Below are 25,964 nucleotides of genomic sequence, written 5' to 3'. Positions count from 1 at the left end.
TTTTACCTGCTTTCTCGAACCATATAAAATACACCCTAATCATACATTGAAAAACCATATTTTTCAATGTTATATTCATGTCTATTTAGGGTACGCTTTAAATATACAATTTGATTTAAAATGATAAAAGCCAAATACCTTATAAAAAGCATGCCCCTCCTTTTCGGTGGGATTAAGTATTTTTGATGTTCCACAAAAACGGCGAGAATTATAAAAGTTTTAAATAGTTATTTTAAAAAAATGACCATTGCAATTAAATGATGATAGGTTGTATAATTAATAATATAAGAATTTCGTTGATTGATGTCCCAGAATTTATGTTTGAACTTAATTGGTCTTAATTTCAAAGGAGAGTAAAAGATGAACAATTTTTCGAAAGCTTTACGTGAAAAGAACTTTAAATATTTAGTTACATTATTCTGCAGTATGATGATGCTCACTATCGTATTCCCTCCCGTCCAAGTGAGTGCAACAGAAGCATCCAATGTTCAAAATGAAGAAATAACAAATGACCAAATTAACAAGTTAGACAAATATGTTTTGTTTAGCGAAGATGGTTTTTATAGCATATCCGAAACAGCATCTACTGAACTTTCTTCTAATGAATATGCATTATTAGTTGAAAAAATTAATGATGCAAACAGTATGGTTGAAAGCTTACAGGTTGATTCAAAAACTGAAAAATTGTATATTGATGTTAATGAAAAAACTGTAACGATCGAAAAGACTGGTAATAACGCCTATCTTAGAGCATATAAACAAGGAAAAACAGCAATTAAAGGTTACTGGTGGGGCACAAGAATCTGGATTTCAAAAAGCGCAGCAAATAATCTTTCTACTGGAATTTCAATTGGAGGAGTTTTCATTAAATCAAATCTAATTGGTTTAGCAGTTGCTTTAGGAGGTGTCGCTTTATCAAATGTACCTGGAGGTTTTGTATTTAACGTGTCTACCATTTTCGTACCTGGCATGACATTTAGTGGGACTTCAATACCATGGGGATTTGAATGGCAATAAAAAAGAGGGTGAGCTATCATGAAAATTTCTAAATTTAAAATTTACCATATATTTTTAGTCGTTGTTTTTATTTTAGCTTTAGTATTTCTAAAATATGATCAAAGTTTGTACCGAAATATTTTTTATATAGTCTTAATTATTTCTTTAATTGTAAAAATTATATATGATTATGTAAAAAAGAGTAAAACAACTAAAAAATTTAACTGATTAAAGAATTACAATGACAAAAGAGCGAATCTATAAAAGATCCGCTTTTTTTGTTTCTACCCGATATCCTGTTGTATTTTACTTCCGAATATGGTCTATTTGATTTATAAAGAAGGTAATAGAATTGAGGATTAAAAAGGAGTAAACGATTGAGATTACTTAATTTAAACGGATAAGCGGTTGTATAAAAATTGGTGAATCACGCAATCAGATCTTTAAAGAATACGCAACAAACGGAATATTTTCCTAATCTTATAATTGAAAGGGAAAATACTTTGAGTAAGAATAGTTAAGTTCTTCATATTATTGAACTGTTCAGGAAATAATAAAAGGGTCAGAAACTTAACAGTTTTTGATCCCTTTTTGATTCCTCATTTCACAGCTCTTTTGGTGGCTCAATTAATTAGGTCAGAAAGTTACTCTCTTTCGGGGACAACAGAGTATATGGTGTTAGGATGATTTAGTGGACGCATTTTGGGAGAGGACTATAATAATCTCGAACGAAAGGAAGTTCACCAAATGAAAAAATACAGTCAAGAAAGAAAAGACCTGATTCTTCAACTTGTCGCAACTGGTAAGCCAGTCGCCGAGATTTCTCCCAGATAGATTAGTTGAATATTCGTTCTAAAAATTTTATATCTAAGGAAACGATTAGTTTACATAGGCATAAAAAAAGCTGCTAATAAAGGGCTTTTCATATATGTAAACCATTCGTTTCTTTAAGAGTCCATTTAAATAGTAGATAATATAATGAGAAACAAAAGTTTAAATCTTGAAAGGAGTAGATTTTGATGAAGAAGTTGATGTTTGGTTTAATCTTTGTTTGTGGGACATGTGTTTTATTAGGTGGCAGTGAGTTGGTTCATGCTGATTCTAGTCCGATGGCAGACTCAAGTGATAGTACCCTAGTCCAATTAGAAGAAGGAGATAATAACGATCAGTCTGTTATACCATCAAACCCAGTAATTACAATGGAGGAGTTTGAGAAAGGTCAATTAAATGATGGCTCGCCATTACCTGAAGAATTTAACATTGAAACAGGAAACTCTTTAGCTAGATCAGGAGGATACACTTATTCATATAAGCGAGATTCTACAAAAATACTGAAATCAAATGCTGTTATTGGCGATCACCCTGGAATATCCAAACAAAAAAATATCGCCTATTACTATGTTTATGTTAATAGGACTGCAACAGCGACTATTTCTTTTGGATATGGACCAGTGTCTGTTACCTATTCGCCCGCTGGAACCACGGCTGGCGGTGTTTTAGTTGAGTCTATTTCGAAAGGATGGACCCAATTGCGCATTAGAGGAAATGTGAGAGAAAGTAAGTATACAGTAACAGTGTATGATAAGTACTCTGGAAACCGAATTAAATCGTACAAAGAAACTAAAAAAACGACTGAAAATATATGGTACGATACTAGAAGAGCTTAAAACAGAAAAATTATTGAAAGTTGATGATCACTATGCGAAGAAAAGGATTGTTCATATTAAGTTTCTTACTCCTTTTATGTACACTTTCAGCCTGCAAAGATACCGCAGCTGATCTTACTAAAATTCCGGATTCGGATCAGTTACTATATGCGACCAACGCCCCTGTCAATCAAGAAGATATTGGTGAAAAGATTGGTTCCATCGAGAAGAAAGTAAACTCGGAGGCTGATCTGGTAGATTGGAGTTCTATGGATTTGCAGGAAGGGACAGAAATATATTTATTAAAAGATCATGAAACAAGCGAAATAAAATATGCCTACAAAAAAGGGGATACTTTCCATAGCTTTAGCCCCTATACCTCAAATTAAAACAAAACGAAAGCACGTTGTTTCTTCCCCGTTTTTATATAAACTTGGACAGTCCTCAACCGAATTTTTAACGGAGAAGATGTCTTGTTCTTGAACAATTTTCTTAAAGAAGGTAGACTGAGTTTATCCTAACAGTTAGAACCTTTCGTTCTAACTCTCTAAGCTCGATCATTGATGATCGGGCTTTTTTTTATGCTATAATCAACTTCAATAAATTTAGGACAAATTTCTAGGAGAGACGATCATATGATTGAAGTTTATTATCTTTCTAATACCAGCTCTGGGCGTACTGCAATGAAATGGCTAGAAGATCACAACTTACAATTTTTCGAAAGAAAAATCACTAAAAAGAGTCCACTTGAAATACATGAGATCAAAAAAATGTTAGAACATACTGAAAATGGATTTGATGATTTGATAAACACTCGGACAAAAAGATTTAAAGAGCTTGAAATCAATGAGAATGAATGTTCCACAGATTATTTATTCGAGTTACTTATTAAAAATCCATTGCTAATTAAGCTGCCCATTATTATTGATGATAAAAAGCTAGTGGTTGGATTCAATGAGAGAGAAATAAGGTGCTTTCTTTCAAAGGAGTATCGACGTACACTATTGTTAAATAGTGGTGGATATTTGGTAGAAGAAGAGCTTTAAGTAGTTTTTTTAATTATAGATAAATCGCTTTTTGAAAGTGTTTAGGAAAGGCTCTAAGATACAACGGTGTATTTTACTTTCTTATCTGACACGCTCACTAATCTAGTGGGATTGTGTGCTGTAGTTAGGGGGAAGTGTCAACGGTTTTTATCGAAATAGATAAAACGATAAAAATAATAATGGGACAGGGACGAATATATTACTACTTCTTTCTGTCTTTATAAGAGGTGGGTTAAGTTAACTAATAGATACGGACTTCACAAAAATTTATGTATATTTAACGATACCAGAAGTTGTACATATACAATTAAATAAAACGAGTATATATTAGCAAATAATAACATTTGTTTTATAAGATGAAAGAGTCTCTACTATGTATAAAAGCCATTTACTATAAAATAAAATATCGTTATAATGAATAAGATATATAAATCTATAAAAATAGGTGGTTTAAAAAAATACCACGAAGGAGATGGCAGATGAAAAAGAAAATTTTTTCCTACATATCTTTGGCAAGTTTACTAATGCCTTCTTTTTTTGCTCCCATTGTGAATGTTCGAGCAGATGAGCAACAAGAAAATGTAGCGCAAACAACGAGTGAAGAATCTGAAAATATGAATAACTCGAGTACAATGTTGGATTCTTCAACAACGCCTAGTGAAACTTCCGATACTTTGGCAGAAGATAATAATGAATCTACGGAAGAAACAACAACGGAAAGCTCTTCAAACAACGCAGAGTCTTATAGCGAAGATCAGGGTAATTCCCAAGTTGAAAATGAGACGACAAGTCAAAGTGCCACAGATCAATCTGAGGTTGCAGTAAATAATGACCAAGAAGAGCTTGCAACTTGGCTTCCAGATCCAACACTACAATCCGTGGTAGCTAAATCTTTAGGTATAGATGTGTCCGAAATCACAAAAGAACAGATGAGCAAACTTCAGACGCTTTATATCTATGCTTCTGATTCTGCTATTGCTGATTTGACAGGATTGGAATATGCAACAAATCTATCATCATTTTATATGAGCGGCAAAAATCAAATTACTGACTTTTCCGTTCTTACTTCGTTAAATAACTTAGTTTATGTATATTTGATGGGTGCTAATGTAACGGATGATAATGTGCCAAACTTTGGTGACAATATAACTAGATTAAATCTTAGTTCCGCGAATGTAACTGATGCTGTATTTTCTAAAATCGTTAATATGAAAGGACTAGAATCGCTAAGTTTCGAGTCCAATATGAATATTACGACTATTGCACCGCTAGTTGCATTGCCAAATCTAACAGAATTGAGAATTCAGTTCTGTGCTGTGACAGACTTTACTGTAATAAATGAGTTTCCTAAATTATCAAACTTAGCTGCTTATGGCCAAAACACCGGAAGAAATGATGCGAGTACTTCACTATCTGCAAGAGAGTTAAATTATGATCCCGATACTCAATCATTTTTTGTTCCATTTTCCATTATGCCTAATCGTTTAACAAATTTTGATGGGTATCAGCCTCCTTTTACAACATCGAATAGTACTAGTCAGACGTACTTTGATTTGAATGGTGTACAGGTACCATCTTCAAGATTAAGTATCACAGAAGATGGAATTACTGTATCTGGGGTTACTCAAAGTGAATTTGAAAGTATTGAAACAATGGAATACAATGCGTTTTACAATAATCCTGCCGGATCCTATGCACAGCCAGATGGATATAGTTTTTACGCCATTTCTTCTGGAACCTATTTGCATCAATTCTCGATCAATCATCAAGAAGCCGCTGCAGATGTTACGGTGAGTTATATTGATACTGAAGGGAATGAATTGAAGCCTTCTCAAAAAATTAGCGGTAACATTGGTGAATCTTTTGATGCAACGACGCCAGAGTATAAGTTAGAAATAGACGGGTATACTATAAAAGAAGTTCAAGGTAATCCGACGGGCACATTCAGTGATACAGCGCAAGAAGTGGTGTACGTGTACGAACGCAGCGATGCAGCACCCGTCACGGTGAAGTATCAAGATTCCGAAGGGAATCAGTTGGCAGATCCAACCGTATTAAGCGGAAAAGTAGGGTTATCATATACAAGCGAAGCCAAAGAGATCCCTGGTTGGTATGTGGTAGAAACCCCAGATAATGCTTCCGGTACATTCAGTGACGCAGCGCAAGAAGTGGTGTACGTATATGAACGTAGCGATGCAGCCGATGTGACAGTGAAATACCAAGATTCCGAAGGAAACCAGTTGGCAGACCCAACGTTATTAAGCGGAAAAGTAGGGTTACCATACACAAGCGAAGCCAAAGAGATCCCTGGTTGGTATGTGGTAGAAACCCCAGATAATGCTTCAGGCACATTCAGTGATACAGCGCAAGAAGTGGTGTACGTGTACGAACGCAGCGATGCAGCACCCGTCACGGTGAAGTATCAAGATTCCGAAGGGAATCAGTTGGCAGATCCAACCGTATTAAGCGGAAAAGTAGGGTTACCATATACAAGCGAAGCCAAAGAGATCCCTGGTTGGTATGTGGTAGAAACCCCAGATAATGCTTCCGGTACATTCAGTGACGCAGCGCAAGAAGTGGTGTACGTATATGAACGTAGCGATGCAGCACCCGTCACGGTGAAGTATCAAGATTCCGAAGGGAATCAGTTGGCAGATCCAACCGTATTAAGCGGAAAAGTAGGGTTACCATACACAAGCGAAGCCAAAGAGATCCCTGGTTGGTATGTGGTAGAAACCCCAGATAATGCTTCCGGTACATTCAGTGACGCAGCGCAAGAAGTGGTGTACGTATATGAACGTAGCGATGCAGCCGATGTGACAGTGAAATACCAAGATTCCGAAGGGAATCAGTTGGCAGATCCAACAGTGCTAAGCGGAAAAGTAGGATTGCCATATACAAGCAAAGCCAAAGAGATCCCTGGTTGGTATGTGGTAGAAACCCCAGATAATGCTTCAGGCACATTCAGTGATGCCGCCCAAGAAGTGGTGTACGTGTACAGTACTAAATCGCATAATCCGAAGAACAATGGCAATTCAAATAATTATTTGCCAAAAACTGGAGAACAGATTAAAGGACAATTAATTTTAAGTAGTGTCGGAGTTTTATTAGTCACTCTAGTATTTGTAGCATTTAAAAAACGTAAAAGAAGTAATCGATAAGAATAAGAAAGAGTGTTCAGAAAATGACCTATTTCTGAACACTCTTTTTAGATATCATAATTGGTAGGTATTGCTTTATTTTTGTGTTCATAAACTCGTAAATAAATCATTGTTCAATAAAAATTTAAATTTATGAGAATTAGGACAAACATAGAATGTGGTCAGAGCCCCTTTATTCTCGTTATATACTAGTCTATGCTTTTCCTACAGATTATCTTTTGCTTAAAGAAGTACTTGATGAACAAGATAGGCAACAATTAGAGAAAAAGATCGATCCTTATCGAAAAAAACGTGTATAATTCCCCCCACGTTCTTAGGTGTAGGGGTTTTTTCGATTTTTTCCGATACAGATGAAAAGAGCGATTTCGTTTTTTCTTTTTCTCAAGTTATGATAGATCTTGTAAGGAAACACGCGTGCAGACTTAAAATCTATTACCAAAAACCTTCGTTTTTTAGAATGAATATTTGTTATGTATTCTCTAAAATAGAAAACTTAATCTAATAACTTTTCTAAGACATTCGATTTAATCGTATGTCTTTTTTTGTTCTCCTCTCAAAAACGAAGATTTTTGAGATAAATAAAGGAGGAGGGACATGTTAGAGAAAATAAAAAGGTTGAGTATAGCTGTTTTAATGATTGCTGTCTTTTCATCCAGTGTGGTTGCTGCCAAGGAAGTTCAACGAGTTGAGACAAATGGATCCATTGGTTTTACTGGGACCTATGAACCTATCGGCACACCTGATCCAACACCACCTGGAAGTATGGTGAGACCACCAATCACCGAAGAAGCCAAACCAGGAGGAATATTACCACAAACAAATGATAACGTCTCTTCTTGGCTTCAAAGCTTAGGAAGTTTGAGTGTCAGTTTCGTTTTTCTTTTGTGGAAACGAAAGAAAAATCACATAAAAAATGAGAACTATAAGAAAGCAGGAATTAGTACATGAAATTACTCCGTTTAACAACAATAACCGCACTATCAAGCACGATCTTAATGGGAGGGACTGTATCCGTTTTGGCTAGTGAAACGAGGGAAGTCACGACAGAAGGCCAGATTCAGTTTACAGCACCAACAGACGAAGATGGTGAGTTAGTGGTTATTCCACCAGTTGACCCTGACGAAGGCGGACCAGATGTCGAGATTGAACCAGAAGTACCCGGAACAACAGGCCCATTATCCATCATGAAAGCTACCACAATGAACTTTGGATCACAAGTCATCTCAAACCAAGATCAAACCTATCATATGATTGCAGAAATGGCAAAATTAACAAATCCAGTGACAGATGGGCCAACCCACGTTCCTTACGTATCATTTGCGCAAGTCCAGGATCTAAGGGGGAATAATGAAGGTTGGAATCTAAAGGTGAGTTTGAGTGAGTTTGAGTCAAACTCACAGAACAAGATTTTGATCGGTTCTCAAATTACGCTAGTTGATTCGGCTATTCGTTACGAAGGAAGTAACCAAGAAAATGCACCAACGGCCCATACAGCTGGACTAACGTTGTTGCCTAATGGTGCTGCGCAATCAGTCATGAAAGCAGAAAAAGGGAAAGGGGCAGGGGCATCCTCTGTTGTCTGGGGAAATCAAAAAGACTTAATGGATCAATTTGAAGCCGAAGGCTTTGATCCTGAAAAAGATGTGGTCAAAAATAGTGCGATTCAATTGTTCATCCCTGGATCCACCGCCAAAGATGAGGCGACCTATACGTCTACTCTGACTTGGGAACTAGAGAACACACCAGATAACTCTGGTGGTGACGAAGATGATAACGCCTAGTAAAAGGCAGAAAACGAACAAGTATTCAATGACACTAGATTAGATAATTGACTCTCGACAGCGTTGCAGCTACTTGTAGCGCTGTTTTTTTAGAAAGGATGTTTTTCTTGAATAAACAAAAAGCGATGATAATGAAAAAAAAGGCGCGTTGGCTTGGATTGCTTTTCACGCTGATGCTTGGCTTGTTTCCAGTTATAGGGCAAGCAGAGGAAGGTACGTTGAACTTTTACGTCACACCGGAATTTCCTGATAGTCAAGTTGAAGGATCCAGTAGCTATTTTGATTTGAATCTGTCTGCTGGAGAAACAGAACATTTAGCACTAAAACTACAAAATGCCAGTAATGATTCGATCCGAGTGCAAGTAACCCCACATACTGCGTACACCAATGTCCATGGCGTCGTAGAATATGGTCAGGATGCAAAAGAACCAGATCCGAGTCTGTCTCACTCATTGGATGAACTGATCGATCCATCGGAAATCATTGAATTAGCTGGTAACGAAACAAAGACGATCAGTGTCCCGTTACATATGCCCCAAGAATCATTTGAAGGCTTTCTAGCTGGTGGATTGCGTATCGCACAAGTCAAAGACGAACCAGAAGAATCTCCAAACAATGGAGAAGGGGTCGCAATCAAAAACGAATTTGCCTATGTCATAGGTGTCGTCGTCAGTAACGCACGAAATTCAGTCCAACCAGATCTTGAGCTTTTAGATGTTTTTGCGGACCAATTGAACTATCGAAACGTGATCAGTGCTAATTTACAAAACTTTACGCCAGCATTTATCAATCAACTGGCGGTCGAAGCCACGGTGCAACGAGCTGGAGAAGACGATATTCTCTACAAAGCCAGTGAAGAAATGATGCAGATGGCACCCAATTCAAATTTTAACTTCCCGATTCCCCTTGAGGGAGACAGTTTCCGATCTGGCGAGTATGTATTAAAATTAAAAGCCACCTCAGGAGAAGAAGAATGGTCTTGGGAGCGGACATTTATAATTGAAACAGAAGATGCCCGGAGTTTTAATCGATCAGATGTGACGATCGATACGAACACCAACTGGTGGATGGTCGGATCAATCGTCTTGGGTATTCTTTTACTTGGCGTCATTTTGTATCTACTGATTCAAAAACAGAAAGCAAGAGCAACAAACGAGCAAGAACAGTAAGAAGGAGTGGATGATATGATCACGAGGTTTAGACGACCGATGCTTGTGTTAGGGACAACCATCTTGATCATGCAAGCTATATTTACGCCTGTCGGCATGGTCTACGCAAAGACAACGGTGGACACTGAGAAACAAGAACTAATGGAACTTCCCCCGATGAAAAACTATCTAGAAGAAGAACCGATTAGTATTCCACATTTTTTCTTTACTCATTCGCGCATGCAAGGAACGATAGAGGTTCCTCTACAAGTGACGTTTTTTTCAAATCAGGAAGTGTCAGAAGTACGAATACTCATACCAGAAGAAGCAACGATTATTAAAGATAAATTACCAACAGGTATGACAGCTCACCGAGAAGATAATTCTCAAGAATGGATTGTTATGACAAAACATGCTCAAAATACGTTTGTTCTTCCTCTAGTATTTGATGCAAGAGGAAGCTATGAAGTATCTGTTGAAGATAAGAGATTGTTCATAGACATTAGTGAAAAAGAGGCCGAAGAAGAACCTACTAAAGACGAAAGCTTCGAAAAATCAGAAAGTAGCGATTTATATAGTAAAAATGACCAAAGTAATATAAGGCATGATCTGGAAAATGCTGATGAAGAATCAATTGCTGTAAATACTGATGGAGTAGCAAATGTAATTGATTGGATAGGTTTTATCGAAGCATTTTCTGATCCTACAATTACTACAATAGATATAAATGACGATTTTGAAGTGCCTACAGCACCATTGTCAAACCAAATTGGATTATTGACGGGTGACAATTCAAACATTATTGGCGGTGCAACTTTTGTCTATTTGAATAAATCAGGTATTTCAAGAACATTAACGATTAACGGTCATGGCAATCAAATAGATTTTGGTTCAGTCTCACTAGGAATGAGCTCAGTCACTCATAACGCTAATTCTCCTTGGGATATTACATTTAATGATCTAGACATTTACTCAGGCAACTGGTGGGGATTTTTTCAAACTGCTAATTTGACAGTAGCTCAACATACTGTTTCTAATATTACTTTACACAATATTAATAGTTATGGTAATGAACTGATTGCCCCATACTTTACTAATGTAAACATATCTGGTGTTGTCAATAATCACATTACAGAAACGTATAGTTCAAAGTTTAGAACAAATTGGCGAGTTAATACAGTAGAGTCTGTCAATTTAGAAACTAGGAGCTTGCATATTAAAGAGGATGCCACATTAAATTTGAGTACTGTTAATAGTGGGAATATTATAATTGGATTAGGAGGACTTGATGCGAGTCTTACTTTAGAAAAGAATGCTACGATTAACCTTGAATCAAACGGTACTACCACAGGTGCTAATGCTCATGGACTGGGAGCAAGTATTGATATAGTGAATGGCAATTTAATAATGAGTGAAGGTTCGGTTATAAATTTAAATACTACTAGAAGTTACAGTGCCATACAGTTACGTAGCTCAGGATCCAATCTTCTTATGGAAAAGAATTCAAAAATAAATGTAACCTCTACCGGACATACAAATTCCACGAATTCAATCCACAGAAATTTAATTTATATGGGAACCGGTAGCAGCTTAATGGTAGAAAATGGAGCAGAATTTTCTATAAACGCTATTAACAGAGGAAGCGCTAATTCACATATTTTAAATGTAGCTGGGAATGCCCAGGTGTCAATTGGTAAAGATGCTAAATTAAATATAAAAAGTGATAGTACTTCAAATACTCAAAGCTTAATGTATTTCGCTTCTGCTGGGTCAGTTTTTGAGTTTTCTGATGCAAAGAAAGTAAACCTAGAAAGAACTGGAGAAATTGCTGGAGCTACGAATAATGGATTAATTAATATTGCAGGAAGTAATGGTCTCTTAGATATAGATGTCCAATCAGTGAAGCAATGGGAAAGAGGGAATTTTGAAGTAAATCCAGACTTTTCTTGGACGCCTGTCTTTAATTTGAATCTCCGCTATGCTGGAGTAGTTCCGACAATTGATACTATGTCCTCTATTTCAATAGAAACTATTGATAGCTTTAAAGAAAACTTTACGACTCAAAATGTTCAACGAGTCTTATTCGAGAAAATACCTGATGTTGAAATTAGTATTGATCCATTGACAGAAGATCCAGCTGAGGTTAATTCTTTTACAGTCACAGGAAAGGCAACACCAAATAGTTATATACGTTTATCCGGAGATCCTGCGTTTCCAATCGGAAACATTGTCTCTCCTAACAATTTTGAAAGCGAGTTTTACCATACTATTGCAGATGAAAATGGTGATTACCTTTATGAACTTCCTGGTGACTTAAAATTTACAGCAGGTAATACTGTAGTGGCATATGCCTTTTTAAATGGCAAATATAGCACTGCAAGAACGATTGTAGAGGAGAGAAGATACATTCCTCCAGCTGATCCATTGAATCCTGAAATAGAAGTTGATCCAGAAAATAAACCGGAACTACCAGAAGATCAAGGACTTTTAAGTATTGATTTTATCTCTTCGTTTAACTTTGGCTCTCAAGTTATTTCAGCTCAAGATCAAACCTATTATGTTCAACCACAACGATTATTAAATGAGGATAGTACAGTTAATGAGATGGAAGTAAGACCAAATTATGTGCAAATCAGCGATAGACGTCAGGAAAACGAACGCAATGGTTGGCAACTAGCCGTTACACAAAAAGAACAGTTCAGAGGCGAGGAAAAACAAGAGCTTTTTGGGGCTAGTTTGAGTCTATCGAACCAACAAGTCATTACCGCTCAAGGTGGAACGGCACCAGGCTTTCAATCCGTTCCTTGTGTTCTCATTCCGGGCAATCGACGAATACTGCTTAAAGCGCAGGGGGGTGAAGGAACAGGTACTTGGGTCTATCGGTTTGGTGATGAGCAAACTGCAGGAGAAAGTATTGCACTCAATGTGCCAAAAAGGGCAACCCCAGAAGCTACGACTTATTCAACGACACTTATCTGGGAATTGAACGCAGTTCCTATAAATTGAAAGGAAAATATAAAATTTAAAACAGCTTTTTTCTTCCATTTATAAATCTATATTTGGGAGGAAAAAGCAATGTATCAGCAAATTTTATTTTAAGTTTACTAAAAATAAAATGGTGGTATACGATTTTTAATCAGCTATAAGAAAAGCAAACGTTCATAACAATGAGAAGAGTGAATAAAATGATTGTTCGCTACTATGTTCTGTTGTAAGAAGTTTATTTGACTTAGAAATAGTTCTTTATAAATTATAGCGAATAGAAATAAATCATAATGAGAAAGGATTTTCATCGATGACAAAGTACTTATCAAAAAAAGAGTATATGGAACATTTTCGAGAAATTGTACCAGCGAATATACAGAATACGAAAGAATTAGAACAATGTTTAGCCGAACAATTTAACCGACTAGAGGATTTGGCTGCAGAAGTCCTCCCAGAAAATTTCTGGCAAACCCAATTGGAGGTCTTGGGGATTGATGCAAAATTATCGATTATCACTGAGTTGGCTCAATATGAGGAATTTTCAATGGATGATATCCTACGTATTGTTGAAACGGATTATCGCTCGTATTATCAAGAACTATGTGGATATGGATTAAAGGCCCAAACAAAACCTTCGATAATATTTCATGTAATTTAATACAGATAATAAAAAATATATACGACTAATTTTTTCAGAAAAACAGATAATTAATCTTCAAGTTATTTTTCAATTTAAATAAATGATCAGATGGAGTGACTAATGTATGCTAGAAAGACCAGAATCATGACAAACAGCCTATTGATAGTGACTGCAGGGATGCTATTAGTTACGCCAATGAAACAAACCCAAGCACAAACCATCTCAACTAGTGAAATCTATGCACAAGATTCCGACTGGCTAGATGCAACGAACCGAGAACTGTTTGGTGACAAGGCGTTAGATAAACAAAGTCCTCTTGACCAATCAGAAAAACTACAAGCGATCATCAATCAGGCCCAATCTTTGACCAATCAGATTTATATCCCTGCAGGTATCTATATCCTTAATGAAACAGTAACTCTAAGGAATGGTTTTAAACTAAAAGGAGATCCACTAGCACCAACGATATTCAAAAACACTACGAATAAAAATGTTATACTATCAGACGAGAATTATCAAACGAGCCATAATATTGAAATCACCCACTTCTTTTTTGAGGGTGTTGGAATCTTTACACGTCGTTCCCACGATATTGTGATCAATGAAAATGTTTTCTATCACCCAATTTCTGTGTATCTAATCAATCTATATGCATCTGTGGGTACAGTGTTACAAAATAATATTTTTATGAGGGACCATGAACATGCGACGCCGAACACTGAAAATCGAGCGATTTATGTAGGAGGGTTTGCGACCTCAGGTCTTTATGAATACATGGAAAACGTTCAAACCAGTGACAATCTGTTCGGGTTAAGAATCAATGAACTAGACGCAATCAAAAGTATTAGTAATGACCCTATCATTCGAACCATCGATCGACTTCAGGATGCTATCAGATCACAGAAAGTCACATTCACACACAATGACCAAAACTATCTGTCTTGTGGGGTAAATTCTTATAATAATGTAAAAGGAGCGCTGATCAAAGACAATTTTTTCCAGCAAATGTATGAAAACGAAGATCGTTATGGGGTCGTAGGCGATCATGCCATCTATCTGCGGGGATCACAAGATATTCAGGTTATTGGAAATCACTTTCGTGGACTACACAATGGCCCTTATGGGGGCTTCAAGTTTAAATCTGGGCGCGATATCACCATCATGAACAATTATCTTCGGAACACAGGACTCATACTGTATGAAACACCTGAATTTGGGTTAGGCGATAGCTTTTTCCAAGGAACAGTAGCGGAGCTATCCAATTTTTTGGTTGCCAATAATATATTTGATTTCAAAGAATGGCAAGATCGCTTTGCAATAGGAATGGAATATAACCGTCATACAGGAGTAGATAATGTGTTCAATGGAGTTTTTATCGATAATCACTTTGTAAACTACCACAATATCCCAGAGAACCGTAGACGAGAGCTTTTGATCATGAACAGTGCCGGAGAAGGCTTCAAAGGAGATACAACGTTTGTTTCTGGCAATACTCGTGATGATACAGAAAATAAAGCGTTACTCGTTGAGTACTGGTCGCCTGAGGATCATCATAATATGCCTACTTCTTGGTCAAACATAATTGAACCGAGTATATATGAGCACTTTAAAGAAGCGAGAATCCCCATTAGAAATACTCTTCCCGTGGGTCGTGAAGTAAGCTTAACACTGGGTGGAACATATGATCCCTTTGATTTCTTAGATCAAGCTTATGACGCAGATGATGAAAAGCCGGGGGTGGCCATTCTAAATCCAGAAGTTTTGTCTATAATCGGACAGCATGAACTTGAATTACTACTTGTTTACAATGATGGGAGTGAGGTTAAAGTTTTGTCCAGAGTAACAGTTACCGCTCCTTAAATTAAAGCAGATTGACCTATCGAAAAAAACTTGGGATTATAAAATTTTTTGGGGTATATTGATTTGATTCTCTAGTTTACACCGACTCACAAAAGTTAGACCAAAATGGAGTTGGTATAATGAAGTTGTCAAGAAAAAATGATTTAACAAAAGTACTTGTAAAAAATTTGATAACTGATAGAAATTCATTTAAGAAGTACGAAATTCAGACCTGACATCAATGGTCTGAATTTTTTTATCTAGCATCAAACTCGTTAATATGAGTAACTTCCTTTATCAATTATAACTGCATTATATTTAAAGTTTGAACACAAATCAGCATTATTGTAAGTATTAAAATCTAAGGTATTAAAGGAATAAACGTGGAAGTTTATCTTTATAGTACAAGAAATTATATTTTTGGGGTGATCTAAACAAATAAGTTAACATCATTAAAACGATACAATTGTAACTCTTTTTTTAAATAGGCGTTCCACTTCATAAACTCCTGGATAGCAAAATAAAGCGCAATAAACCTCCACAAACTTATATGGATGCTAGTTATTTAATATGATACGATGTGCCTGCATACTGCAGGGAGTACGATTTGATTATGAACACAGATATGATAGCCTTGTATCGGCTGAGCTGACTTGTCTTAAGTTAGCTCCTAGTTGGAAGCGGATCTCATATCTGTGAAGGTTCATTGTCAAATCATTCGTTGTTGTAGTAATTAATAGAGCAAGGGAGCTAGTTTGATACATGGTATATAAGCATTGAACCGCTGAAGAGCGTGGGAAAATTGAGACCTATCTTGACGAAGGATTACGACCAGCTGAAATAGCACGTAGATTAGATCGTCATCGATCGACAATCACTCGGGAGATTCAACGGGGGACTGAAGCTAGAAAAGCCAACAGTATCGCACGGTTGCCTTATCAAGCTTCAAGTGCACAAAATATCGCTAAATTGCGGAAAAAGAACTGTGGAGTTACTAAAAAAGCCACGATTCACAATACCAAAACTATTTTAAAATATCTGAATCTAAAATATTCTCCAGAACAAATTGCACATTCCGTTAAAAGCGTAAAGATATGTACATCCACGATCTATAACTGGATTTACTCAAAAACCATTGATTTCAACATCAAAAAGCTTAGGAGACATGGAAAAAGAAATAAAGTAAAGTCATCTGGATCGAAGATTCGCATTGATCGAGCTTTTTTTGAAAATAGAACCATTGATTTGCGCCCAGAAGCTGTTCAGCTTCGTACAGAATTTGGTCATTGGGAAGCTGATACAGTAGTTTCAAAACGAGGCATATCAACCTGTCTAGCAACTTTTATCGAAAGAAAGACACGACAATACGTAGCGATTAAACTCCCTAATAAAACAGGACGCGCTATGATGGCAGCGATTAAAAAACTAATGGAAATGTATCCTCAAGGGGTAAAATCTATTACTTGTGATCGAGGAACTGAATTTGTAAATCAATTTCAAGTCGGTCTTATTGAAGACACCTTCGGGTGCAAAATTTACTATGCAAATCCGTATGCACCTCATGAACGTGGTTCTAACGAAAATCATAATGGATTACTTAGAGAATATTTCCCTAAACCGTTTAATTTTAAGAATGTCTCGCAACGTATCGTCGATGACGCTGTAGAAAACTTAAATACTAGACCAAGAAAAATTCTAAATTGGAAAACACCAGCTCAAAAGTTCAAACTAGAATACGCGAGAATTACATGATATTTTCAAGAGGATATTTCATTTGTTATAAAATGTTTTTGTCGAACAATCGTATCAATTTAAGTTTACAAACAGGAATAAAAAGAGCAAAAGACGAACTATGTTTATATAAAAGCAATTTATAGTTGCGCTTAATATTAACATTCGCCCTACCTTATAAACTTTGTATAATATATCTTATGTAAACTAAAAAACTAAAATCACCTGGTTCACATTAAATATGTTTATCGCAAACAATCATGTGCTCTCTTTTTTTAGACGTGAAATTAATAAAAAATCCAACTCAATATTGCTAATAACTCTTTATGACCGAGTCTGAAATACTTCCGCAAGCATTCATCTTAAAATCTCATCAGACAGCATTACATGTTAATTAGCACCTTACGCAATAAAATGGATTTAAGCAAGTGATTTCCTTTAGCAATAGTGATATCAGCCCAAACCCAATTTGTTAAAGATTAACAGACTAAATTTAGAAGCTCTGTAGTTCTTTATAACTTATGATTTTTTTTCTGAGGTAAATTTTATTGGTGCTGTTGATAAGTTAACAATGGCAGAATTACCTAGTAGTTTTATATTTGTTCCAACTACTTGTTTCTTTCTATATACAAACACGACTTTTTGATTTTTATGAAATGCTTGCCCTTCGATTGATGGTTCTTGTGGTTTCCATTGTGAAAAACTCATTATTTTCTCTCCTTTGAAAGTATGAAAAACCCATCTCAAACGTGTTGAGGCGGGTTAAAAGACACTTTTATACTTTGTAAATATTAGTAGCTTGCAAGCCGTGTTGCCCTTTGTATTAAAATGAATTGTGAAAATAGATACAATCATTTTTAAATTTATCAAAAAATGATAAAATATTAAAGAAGAGTACTGAAAGAAGATAAATATAATTCCCCAAAACTTCCCCAAGTTTCAATTATCTACTCTCAGTGCTCTTCTATATTGAATGCAACCCTTGCGTGATTATGCAAGAGTTGCATGTATCATATATAAAGATAGGCGAAATCATCATATTATGCAAGCGTTTTTTATACGATTTATAGTTTCTTATATCTATTACTTATCATCAATCATAGTGATCTAGCGTTTATTATTTCCACACATAACCTATATATTCCAAGTTAAAAAATTCAACTTAGAAATTTAAAAAGACTTTGCATATGATCATTTTATATACAAATTAACTTAAGTTAGGTTATCTTTTAATAGTTAAAAAATTTGTTATAAGTATTCGCCGTACAAGAACACAAATAAATAGTCCTATCTAGTTAAGAAAGGACTATTTATTTTGATTTCCTAAATCCTAAATTTCGATGCCACTAACCCAGTATGAGGTAACTAACCCATTGACAGTCGAACCGATAGCTAACCAGACAAATCCACTATTGATTGATTGGCGTACAAAGGCGTGTCCATTTTTCTGAATCAGTACTTTGTCATAACTAAATGTCTCCCCAAAATCTAATCGACGCATAATTGGTAAACTCGTCGGGTTCGTCACATCACCTGCCGAAGGACCTCGGAGATTAATACCTCCAGAAATAGCAACTGTCACTTCCCCGCTTTGTTCGATCCACTCATTATCCACAGAGGATTCTGCAACTAATGATCCTGAAACCCATCCATTCCCATCAACTTCATACCAATGTCTGATTCCATTTACTAATTCACCATTTATAGTGACACGCGCGGATTGGAAAACTTGGCTTCTCGTTAATTGTCGCAAAATTGCTGATTGTGTATTTGGCTCTTGTCGCACATTCAAAATATCAGCTGCAACAACCATCTCTTTGTTCCAATCTTGCATAATATAATCTGGCTCTGGGATATTACCATCACCACCGTTAAGAATATCTCTCACAACATCCATGTTGATTCCCGGGCAAATGTTTGACGCATGACCACTAAATTCGTTATGACCCAAAATATTTTCAACACCTAAACCAAATCGTTCCATTGCTGCTTTTGCTCGTTCATTAAATGCTTTTTCTTGAGCTTCAGTAAATGAACTATTCCCTACTAAACAAATATGATAGGTCGGTGTATTGTGGCCACCTACACCATTTGTTACATCATCATCGAAGTAACACCATTGAACCGTTCCATCGCGTAGGATGATTTCATGATAACCACCCGTTCCCCAACCTAATGTTCCATTCCAATACTCTTGGAATACAAATACATCACCAGTGTCCGTTGCTGAATGGTGACGAGCAATATTTGTCACCACAGAAACATCACGCTTTGCATTTGATGGTCCTAAAATCCTTGCATCTCCTCGTAAGTCCTGAATCGTTGTTGTCATACTAATCTCCCTTTCTATCTTTAATTTTATTACCTAAACTTATTTTTACATATTTTTTTGAATTTATTTGGTGTATTGTATGCGTTTTTATAGGTGGAATTATGATTTCGACGCTTCATTTTAATTCTTCAGGCTAGGCATCTTTCATAGGTTGGTATCAAAGTAACTCATTTAATTATTTTAAAAGCTTCTCACCATTTATGACAAATTGATGCCCCAAAACCGCTGCACCTGTTACAAAAACAGCTTGTATTATGTTATCAGCAGTATATGCACCCAACTTAAACGGCGTAAAGAATAAACTAATTATGAGTAGTATAAAAGGAACCCATTCATGCTTTACTATCTTTGTCATTTTGATAAAATACCCGACGATCCATAAAAAAACGATTAACTCTAATCCATCTTCTATAATAAACTGTGAAATCTCCATATGATTTTCCTCCTTCCATATTAGTTTTATAAAAAGTATGCCATAAAATTATGTTTTAATTGAAAACGATTTCTTAATTTAGTTTGATAATTATCTGAATAACAAACGAATGATATATTTATATAAGAATGTATTATTCCAATCGTCACCGTAATTATGTTTTATTCTAATTTTTTGATATCAAATAAAAAAACAGTTATAAACTGTTTTTTTCACAATAAAGATATTTATCCTCAGATCTTCTTTTTTTTTCTAATAAGACCATCCATAGATGGACTATACAAAAACAAAAATTATATAGCTAACATTTTGTTTTCTGAAACTAATTATCTATTACAAATTCTCTAATCGCTTTAAATTATAATTTTAACAATGAGAAAGCTTAATAGGTAATTCCAAAAATACAATGATTGTACATAAAAGAGGTGATGTTTATTAAGGGAACAATATCATTACTATTATAATACATCGATAGTAGTTCATTGAATTTTACAAATTCTGTTTCAGGAATGGACAGCAATCCCAAACCTTGGCTAAACATAATCTGATTAGCAGTTAATAACGCAGTTCTCTTATTACCGTCCCAAAATATTTGATTTTTCGAAATGAATAGAAACAGTCGCAATGCCTTTTCTGTCTCTGATATCTCTTGATTCATTATCTTGTCATATTGATTGTTTACCTCGTCTTCAGTTAACATTGGTGGCACATATCTTCCTTGAATAGTCGATACTTCTACCCCACCGGTTCGTATTTCACCAGGAAAAAGGGCATCCTCCGCTGCAACGATCCGATTAATCCGCTTACTTGTCTCTAACAGGGGCTCCTGTATGTGATTTAAAAGCATTTCAAAGCCTCTTTTTAAGTTAACGACGGTCAGGACATCATCTACAGCCACGTTGTTGGCCCGATTATACTTAATAATCTCTTCTGTTTGTAATAGTGTTGTATTCAATCCTTCAAATTTTCCCGCATTATACACCAGTTCCACAATGTTTTTCTTCAATAAATACACAGACTCTTTGCGAGATAAGTGGTACTTATCAGGAAATTTCGGCTGCTTTTCTTCGTTCATTTTCTCACCTCTTGAATTTTTCCATCTATTATATAGGGCATTATTCTGTCATAGATCCAAACTCTTTACTGCGGTATCCTTATCTTCCTGGGTGATCCCAATATAGCGTAAGGTCTCCCGTTGCGAAGAATGGTTGAGCAGCGACTGAATGATCTCTGTTTTGGTCCCTTGCTTGTACAAAAAGTAGCCGAAGGTCTTGCGCATCGAATGGGGACCAATTTCATTTAACCCAACCGCCGTTCCTGCTTCATGAATGATCCGCCAAAGACTTTGTCGGGTCAAAGGCGTATCGGCTCCTTTTCGACTTGGAAACAAATACTTGCTGAAGTCATGTACTTGCAGCTGCTCAGGAAATTCGGATTGAACATAACCGAGAATCACCTTTCGTAATTTGTTCGAAATGAAGACCGAATTGTGTTTGGCCGTTTTTTGTTCCTTCATGGCCAGACGTTCTTTGACAATCACCCGCCCACGGGAAATTTCTAACACATCACTTAATTTCAACTGTCTCAAATCGGAGATTCGATACGCCGTATTGATCCCAATCGAAAAAAGTACCAAATTTCGTTGTCCATATTTTCCGGAAGCCAAAATTGCCTTCATGGCATCGATCTTTTTTTTGTCGCGAATCGGTTCCACGCTCTTCATTTTAAGCCACCTCTCAAATGTTACTTAATATGATTATAGCAGATAATAAGTCACATTTAAATAAGCTATAGAAAAAAGGCTCTAAAAGAAAAGTGATTTTCTCATAGAGCCTCTAAGGATGGAGCGATTTTCGCGAATGTGACAGAATCCGATTGTGTCTCATTTGTTAATTTAGTGAAATTATTTTTAAAACAAAAAATAGGTATTTGCTAATTAAATTTATTTCTGATTAATTAATAAATAGAGAGATATTGATCAATAATATAAAAATAAGATCATAAAAAAATAAAAGATATTTTTTTATGATCTACGAATATAAAATTTTTTTTTAGAAATTTACCTTGATCTCTAATAAAGGAGATAAATAGTTCAGGAAAGAAAAAAATAGAATTAAACATATATACTTTAGTGAATGCTAAATAATCTACTAGTTGTAAAATTAGTCCGTCACTTTAATTGTACCTTGTTATTAGTGTTATTCAAGAACATTTTTTTCCTATAGATAGGAAGATTTCGATTCGTTATATATTTATAGAAACATTATAATGTAATTGAGATAAATTTTTCGTGCACCTCATTCCGTGCACCATAAGAGACGTTTGATCTTTTTTTAATCACTTATTAACTATTGATTAAAGTAAGATTGTCATCCTTTAAAAATAAATACAAGAATATATTTAGGAAGGGAGTTTTATTATGAGACACTTATATTTTTCATCTGACAAGATCAAACGAATCGAATGGGAATATAATATACTTGAAGTTGAGTTCAAAGATGGTTCCATATACCAATATCACAATGTTTCAGAGGCCGAACTAAGAGTACTTATGGAGTCTGAGTCAATCCATTCTGGCCTGCTCCGAATAATGAAAATTCATCCTTACAATAAAATAGAAAGTATGTAAATCATAGTATTCATATACCACAAAAAAGTAGAATTTTAAAACATTGAGAAATAGAGTAATCAACCTCCTTAAATTTTAATCTCTTTTTTCACAACTTAGTATACGATTTACAAAGTAAATCCGTCAAAAGAACACTCTTTTTCAAAAGTTATGCATGTTAACTCGGTTTCCTACTTTTTTAAGAACATAATCTCATATTATAGTGAAAATCATAGAGGGTTTTGTTTTCGTTTTCAGATCATATCCACATAACTCTTTAAAATAACTTTTATAATCATTTTCAATCATCTGAATGATTTCTGTATTTGTAAAATCATCAAATAAAAGCAATTCAACCAATAAGGCTAATCTTGCATCAACACCTAGTATTTCTGGGAAAATCTCCCAAAAATTTTTTTGTGAGATTGTTGCAGTTAGTTGTTCTAATTTATCTATTTGCTCATTCAGATAAGCTTTCAGCAGTTCTCTTTCTTTTCCAGCACCTTTAATTGTATTTTTAAAATAGTCTATATAATCCTGCTTTATCATAATTTCTGTCATAATATTTCTCCTATTTCACTTATTCTGATCTATCATTTGTTAGGAATTCAATTCCCTTTCTCCTATTTTTCTAATAAATATTGATTGTTTTGTTCGATGGGAATATCAAGCGTATATCATCTTGTTAAGACCAAGAGCTATCGGGTTCGTTTAACAAGTAAAACGTTCCTTCCTGCCTCCATTAATAATTATTTTTTATGATTAGATAAATGATGTTAGTAAAAAAGAATAGAGCCCCCTATTATCTGATCTTTTTTTAATTTTCAGGAACCGCGCTCAATTCCCAGATAAGAGTTGTAGAATACTTCGTAGCTTCAGGATTTGCGCCTTTTGGTACGTTCAACGCAACGCTTTCTCCTTTTGTAACGGAGTCACCGAATCGATGGATCCATGTGCCTGCGCCTTCATTCCCTTGCGCTATGAGCAAGGTTCGTCGCTTTCCAGGAATAAGAGTACAAGGATCGGATTGAAGTATTGGTTTCGTTCGACCTTGAGCTGTAATGATTTGCTGGTTCGACAGACTTAAACTAGCGCCAAGAAGCTCTTGGTTTTCGTCGCCTTTAAACTGTTCTTTTTGGGTGACCGCTAGTTGCCAGCCATTACGTTCGTTTTCCGGACGTCGATCACTGATCTGGATATAATTTGGTCGTTGCTCCGTGCCATTAACTGTACCATCCGCATCTAACAATCGTTGTGCTTGCGCATAGTAAGTATGATCTTGAGCAGATATGATTGAGATACCAAATTGAAATTGTGAGACAAAATCAATACTCAATAATCCCTGATTTTCTGGAAGAATAGGTGGATTCTCTGGATCTATTTCATTTTCAGGCAGAAGTGGGTCAACCGGCGGTACAAGCGAATCATTCTTTTGACCGTCTCCTTCGGACTTCATCCTTGAATACAATGACAAACCTTCCCCAAAGGATTCTACATTATTATTAAAATCCGTATTATTTGCTTCAGTAATTACATTAAAATCACGACCAGATAATGCATAGTCAAAAGAATCCCAAACTCGTTGTGGATCGTTGTTCAAATTAGAGCTTTTCTCCCATAAACTTAAGTTATTATTTTTGGATATTAAAGTTGATCCTACTGCTGCATCAAAAATATTCCCTCTACTCCTGTGTTGTATATCAATTAGTAATGCATCGTCAAACACAATATTCATTACGTCTCCATTGACTACACCTGATTGTGAAGCCTGTGCTATAAAAGAACTGGATTCTAGAACATTAATCGTTGCGTTTGCTCCTAAAGTCATTCCTTGGAACGGACTATTCATAACGAGGCTACCTCCCTTAATATTCAATACTGGGGAGTTCCCATTTAACCATATAGCCCTGCGGCGCCGCCCACTAGTTATAGTGACATCAACTAATGAATCTTGTAAGATCTCGACATGTGCGGATGCCCCCCCAATATGCAATCCATTATTGAAACTTGCATCAGGCCGAATATTGGTTGACGATGATCCTGCAGCCGTAATAGCTAGTTTTGATTCATTTTTCACAGATAACGTTGGTTGTTTTTTTCCATTTCCCAATCTAACTGTATCTGATCCATTTGATTGTACCGTTGTAGCCCATGTACTAATAACCTCTAGTCTGCTTTGATTGTCTAATGATAACAGTGAGTTACTTCCATCTAGCAGGAGTAATGTCCTATTACTTGCACTCGAAATAGTTACCTCACTGGCATCCAGAATCAAACGCGCCTGATCTCCGATTAACGACAGTTGATCTAGACGGATCTTTGAGTTCTTTATATTTACTTCTGGTTCGCTTCCTGTAAGCGCTACTAACCCGTCCATAGATACTTCTGATTTCGCAATGCTAATTTTTGGTATACCTGTTGTACCAAAATTTATCTCTGACCAACCTAAGCTATCATTAATGTTCAGTCTACTATTACTAACTTCAACGGTACTATTAGCACCAGACCACAATATGGCCCTGCGGCGCCGCCCACTAGTTATAGTGACATCAACTAATGAATCTTGTAAGATCTCGACATGTGCGGATGCCCCCCCAATATGCAATCCATTATTGAAACTTGCATCAGGCCCAATATTGGTTGACGATGATCCTGCAGCCGTAATAGCTAGTTTTGATTCATTTTTCACAGATAACGTTGGTTGTTTTTTTCCATTTCCCAATCTAACTGTATCTGATCCATTTGATTGTACCGTTGTAGCCCATGTACTAATAACCTCTAGTCTGCTTTGATTGTCTAATGATAACAGTGAGTTACTTCCATCTAGCAGGAGTAATGTCCTATTACTTGCACTCGAAATAGTTACCTCACTGGCATCCAGAATCAAACGCGCCTGATCTCCGATTAACGACAGTTGATCTAGACGGATCTTTGAGTTCTTTATATTTACTTCTGGTTCGCTTCCTGTAAGCGCTACTAACCCGTCCATAGATACTTCTGATTTCGCAATGCTAATTTTTGGTATACCTGTTGTACCAAAATTTATCTCTGACCAACCTAAGCTATCATTAATGTTCAGTCTACTATTACTAACTTCAACGGTACTATTAGCACCAGACCACAATATGGCCCTGCGGCGCCGCCCACTAGTTATAGTGACATCAACTAATGAATCTTGTAAGATCTCGACATGTGCGGATGCCCCCCCAATATGCAATCCATTATTGAAACTTGCATCAGGCCCAATATTGGTTGACGATGATCCTGCAGCCGTAATAGCTAGTTTTGATTCATTTTTCACAGATAACGTTGGTTGTTTTTTTCCATTTCCCAATCTAACTGTATCTGATCCATTTGATTGTACCGTTGTAGCCCATGTACTAATAACCTCTAGTCTGCTTTGATTGTCTAATGATAACAGTGAGTTACTTCCATCTAGCAGGAGTAATGTCCTATTACTTGCACTCGAAATAGTTACCTCACTGGCATCCAGAATCAAACGCGCCTGATCTCCGATTAACGACAGTTGATCTAGACGGATCTTTGAGTTCTTTATATTTACTTCTGGTTCGCTTCCTGTAAGCGCTACTAACCCGTCCATAGATACTTCTGATTTCG

Annotated in this window: 19 protein-coding genes and 1 pseudogene; 13 read left to right on the top strand and 7 right to left on the bottom strand. The window is 36.0% G+C overall.

The genetic code is table 11. From position 1 onward, the window contains the following. The first annotated feature begins 360 nt into the window (after nt 1–360). From IGK85_RS16720 to IGK85_RS16665, 12 genes and pseudogenes are all read left to right on the top strand, one after another. Nucleotides 361–1,017 carry a hypothetical protein gene (locus tag IGK85_RS16720; RefSeq protein WP_160806150.1) on the top strand — a complete coding sequence of 219 codons (657 nt, stop codon included), beginning with the start codon at nt 361–363 and terminating at the stop codon, nt 1,015–1,017. A 998-nt stretch (nt 1,018–2,015) separates the two neighbouring features. Continuing rightward, complete coding sequence (locus tag IGK85_RS16715) at nt 2,016–2,663, top strand: hypothetical protein (protein WP_429972351.1); 648 nt, start codon at nt 2,016–2,018, stop codon at nt 2,661–2,663. A gap of 32 nt (nt 2,664–2,695) precedes the next feature. Beyond that, nucleotides 2,696–3,031 carry a hypothetical protein gene (locus IGK85_RS16710; protein WP_128489812.1) on the top strand — a complete coding sequence of 112 codons (336 nt, stop codon included), beginning with the start codon at nt 2,696–2,698 and terminating at the stop codon, nt 3,029–3,031. Nucleotides 3,032–3,277: 246 nt separating this feature from the next. Continuing rightward, complete coding sequence (locus IGK85_RS16705; protein WP_429972350.1) at nt 3,278–3,688, top strand: Spx/MgsR family RNA polymerase-binding regulatory protein; 411 nt, start codon at nt 3,278–3,280, stop codon at nt 3,686–3,688. Between the two features lie 479 nt (nt 3,689–4,167). Next, nucleotides 4,168–6,849: a MucBP domain-containing protein gene (locus tag IGK85_RS16700; RefSeq protein WP_429972349.1), complete on the top strand. Its 2,682-nt coding sequence runs from the start codon at nt 4,168–4,170 to the stop codon at nt 6,847–6,849. 594 nt (nt 6,850–7,443) lie between these two features. Beyond that, nucleotides 7,444–7,797: an LPXTG cell wall anchor domain-containing protein gene (locus IGK85_RS16695; protein WP_429972348.1), complete on the top strand. Its 354-nt coding sequence runs from the start codon at nt 7,444–7,446 to the stop codon at nt 7,795–7,797. Further along, the gene (locus tag IGK85_RS16690; RefSeq protein WP_429972347.1) at nt 7,794–8,630 is read left to right on the top strand and encodes a WxL domain-containing protein; all 837 of its coding nucleotides are present in this window, start codon (nt 7,794–7,796) and stop codon (nt 8,628–8,630) included. The genes IGK85_RS16695 and IGK85_RS16690 overlap by 4 nt, the downstream gene beginning before the upstream one ends. Nucleotides 8,631–8,728: 98 nt before the next feature. Next, nucleotides 8,729–9,799, top strand: a complete 1,071-nt coding sequence (locus tag IGK85_RS16685; RefSeq protein ID WP_429972346.1) for a DUF916 and DUF3324 domain-containing protein — start codon at nt 8,729–8,731, stop codon at nt 9,797–9,799. A 15-nt stretch (nt 9,800–9,814) separates the two neighbouring features. After that, nucleotides 9,815–12,784: a WxL domain-containing protein gene (locus IGK85_RS16680; protein WP_429972345.1), complete on the top strand. Its 2,970-nt coding sequence runs from the start codon at nt 9,815–9,817 to the stop codon at nt 12,782–12,784. Between the two features lie 289 nt (nt 12,785–13,073). Beyond that, nucleotides 13,074–13,421 carry a DUF7006 family protein gene (locus IGK85_RS16675; protein WP_429972344.1) on the top strand — a complete coding sequence of 116 codons (348 nt, stop codon included), beginning with the start codon at nt 13,074–13,076 and terminating at the stop codon, nt 13,419–13,421. Nucleotides 13,422–13,523: 102 nt separating this feature from the next. Further along, the gene (locus tag IGK85_RS16670) at nt 13,524–15,263 is read left to right on the top strand and encodes a glycosyl hydrolase family 28-related protein (protein WP_429972343.1); all 1,740 of its coding nucleotides are present in this window, start codon (nt 13,524–13,526) and stop codon (nt 15,261–15,263) included. A gap of 741 nt (nt 15,264–16,004) precedes the next feature. After that, nucleotides 16,005–16,994, top strand: a pseudogene (locus IGK85_RS16665) (IS30 family transposase). 498 nt (nt 16,995–17,492) lie between these two features. Here the strand turns inward: IGK85_RS16665 and IGK85_RS16660 are convergent. From IGK85_RS16660 to IGK85_RS16640, 5 genes are all read right to left on the bottom strand, one after another. Further along, nucleotides 17,493–17,681 (bottom strand): hypothetical protein, encoded by a 189-nt coding sequence (locus IGK85_RS16660; protein ID WP_429972342.1) that lies wholly within the window; start codon nt 17,679–17,681, stop codon nt 17,493–17,495. 622 nt (nt 17,682–18,303) lie between these two features. Beyond that, complete coding sequence (locus IGK85_RS16655) at nt 18,304–19,305, bottom strand: N-acetylmuramoyl-L-alanine amidase (protein ID WP_429972341.1); 1,002 nt, start codon at nt 19,303–19,305, stop codon at nt 18,304–18,306. A 175-nt stretch (nt 19,306–19,480) separates the two neighbouring features. Then, nucleotides 19,481–19,738, bottom strand: a complete 258-nt coding sequence (locus tag IGK85_RS16650; protein ID WP_429972340.1) for a phage holin family protein — start codon at nt 19,736–19,738, stop codon at nt 19,481–19,483. Between the two features lie 382 nt (nt 19,739–20,120). Then, nucleotides 20,121–20,813, bottom strand: coding sequence for a Fic family protein (locus tag IGK85_RS16645; protein WP_429972339.1), 693 nt, complete (start codon nt 20,811–20,813; stop codon nt 20,121–20,123). Nucleotides 20,814–20,861: 48 nt separating this feature from the next. Then, complete coding sequence (locus IGK85_RS16640) at nt 20,862–21,461, bottom strand: tyrosine-type recombinase/integrase (RefSeq protein ID WP_429972338.1); 600 nt, start codon at nt 21,459–21,461, stop codon at nt 20,862–20,864. Nucleotides 21,462–22,157: 696 nt separating this feature from the next. Between IGK85_RS16640 and IGK85_RS16635 the strand changes: the two genes are divergently transcribed. After that, nucleotides 22,158–22,367: a KTSC domain-containing protein gene (locus tag IGK85_RS16635; RefSeq protein WP_429972337.1), complete on the top strand. Its 210-nt coding sequence runs from the start codon at nt 22,158–22,160 to the stop codon at nt 22,365–22,367. A 192-nt stretch (nt 22,368–22,559) separates the two neighbouring features. On the opposite strand, the gene IGK85_RS16630 is transcribed toward IGK85_RS16635, so the two are convergent. After that, entirely contained in the window at nt 22,560–22,907 is a 348-nt protein-coding gene (locus tag IGK85_RS16630) for a DUF7006 family protein (RefSeq protein ID WP_429972336.1), read from the bottom strand. A gap of 256 nt (nt 22,908–23,163) precedes the next feature. Continuing rightward, nucleotides 23,164–25,947: a WxL domain-containing protein gene (locus IGK85_RS16625; RefSeq protein ID WP_429972334.1), complete on the bottom strand. Its 2,784-nt coding sequence runs from the start codon at nt 25,945–25,947 to the stop codon at nt 23,164–23,166. Nucleotides 25,948–25,964 lie beyond the last annotated feature (17 nt).

The sequence above is a fragment of the Enterococcus sp. AZ015 genome, assembly GCF_050499225.1.
In the GTDB taxonomy this organism is placed as follows: Bacteria; Bacillota; Bacilli; order Lactobacillales; family Enterococcaceae; genus Enterococcus_D; species Enterococcus_D entomosocium.
The sequence above is the reverse complement of the archived record's forward strand: the minus strand, read 5'-3'. Positions and strand labels throughout refer to the sequence as shown.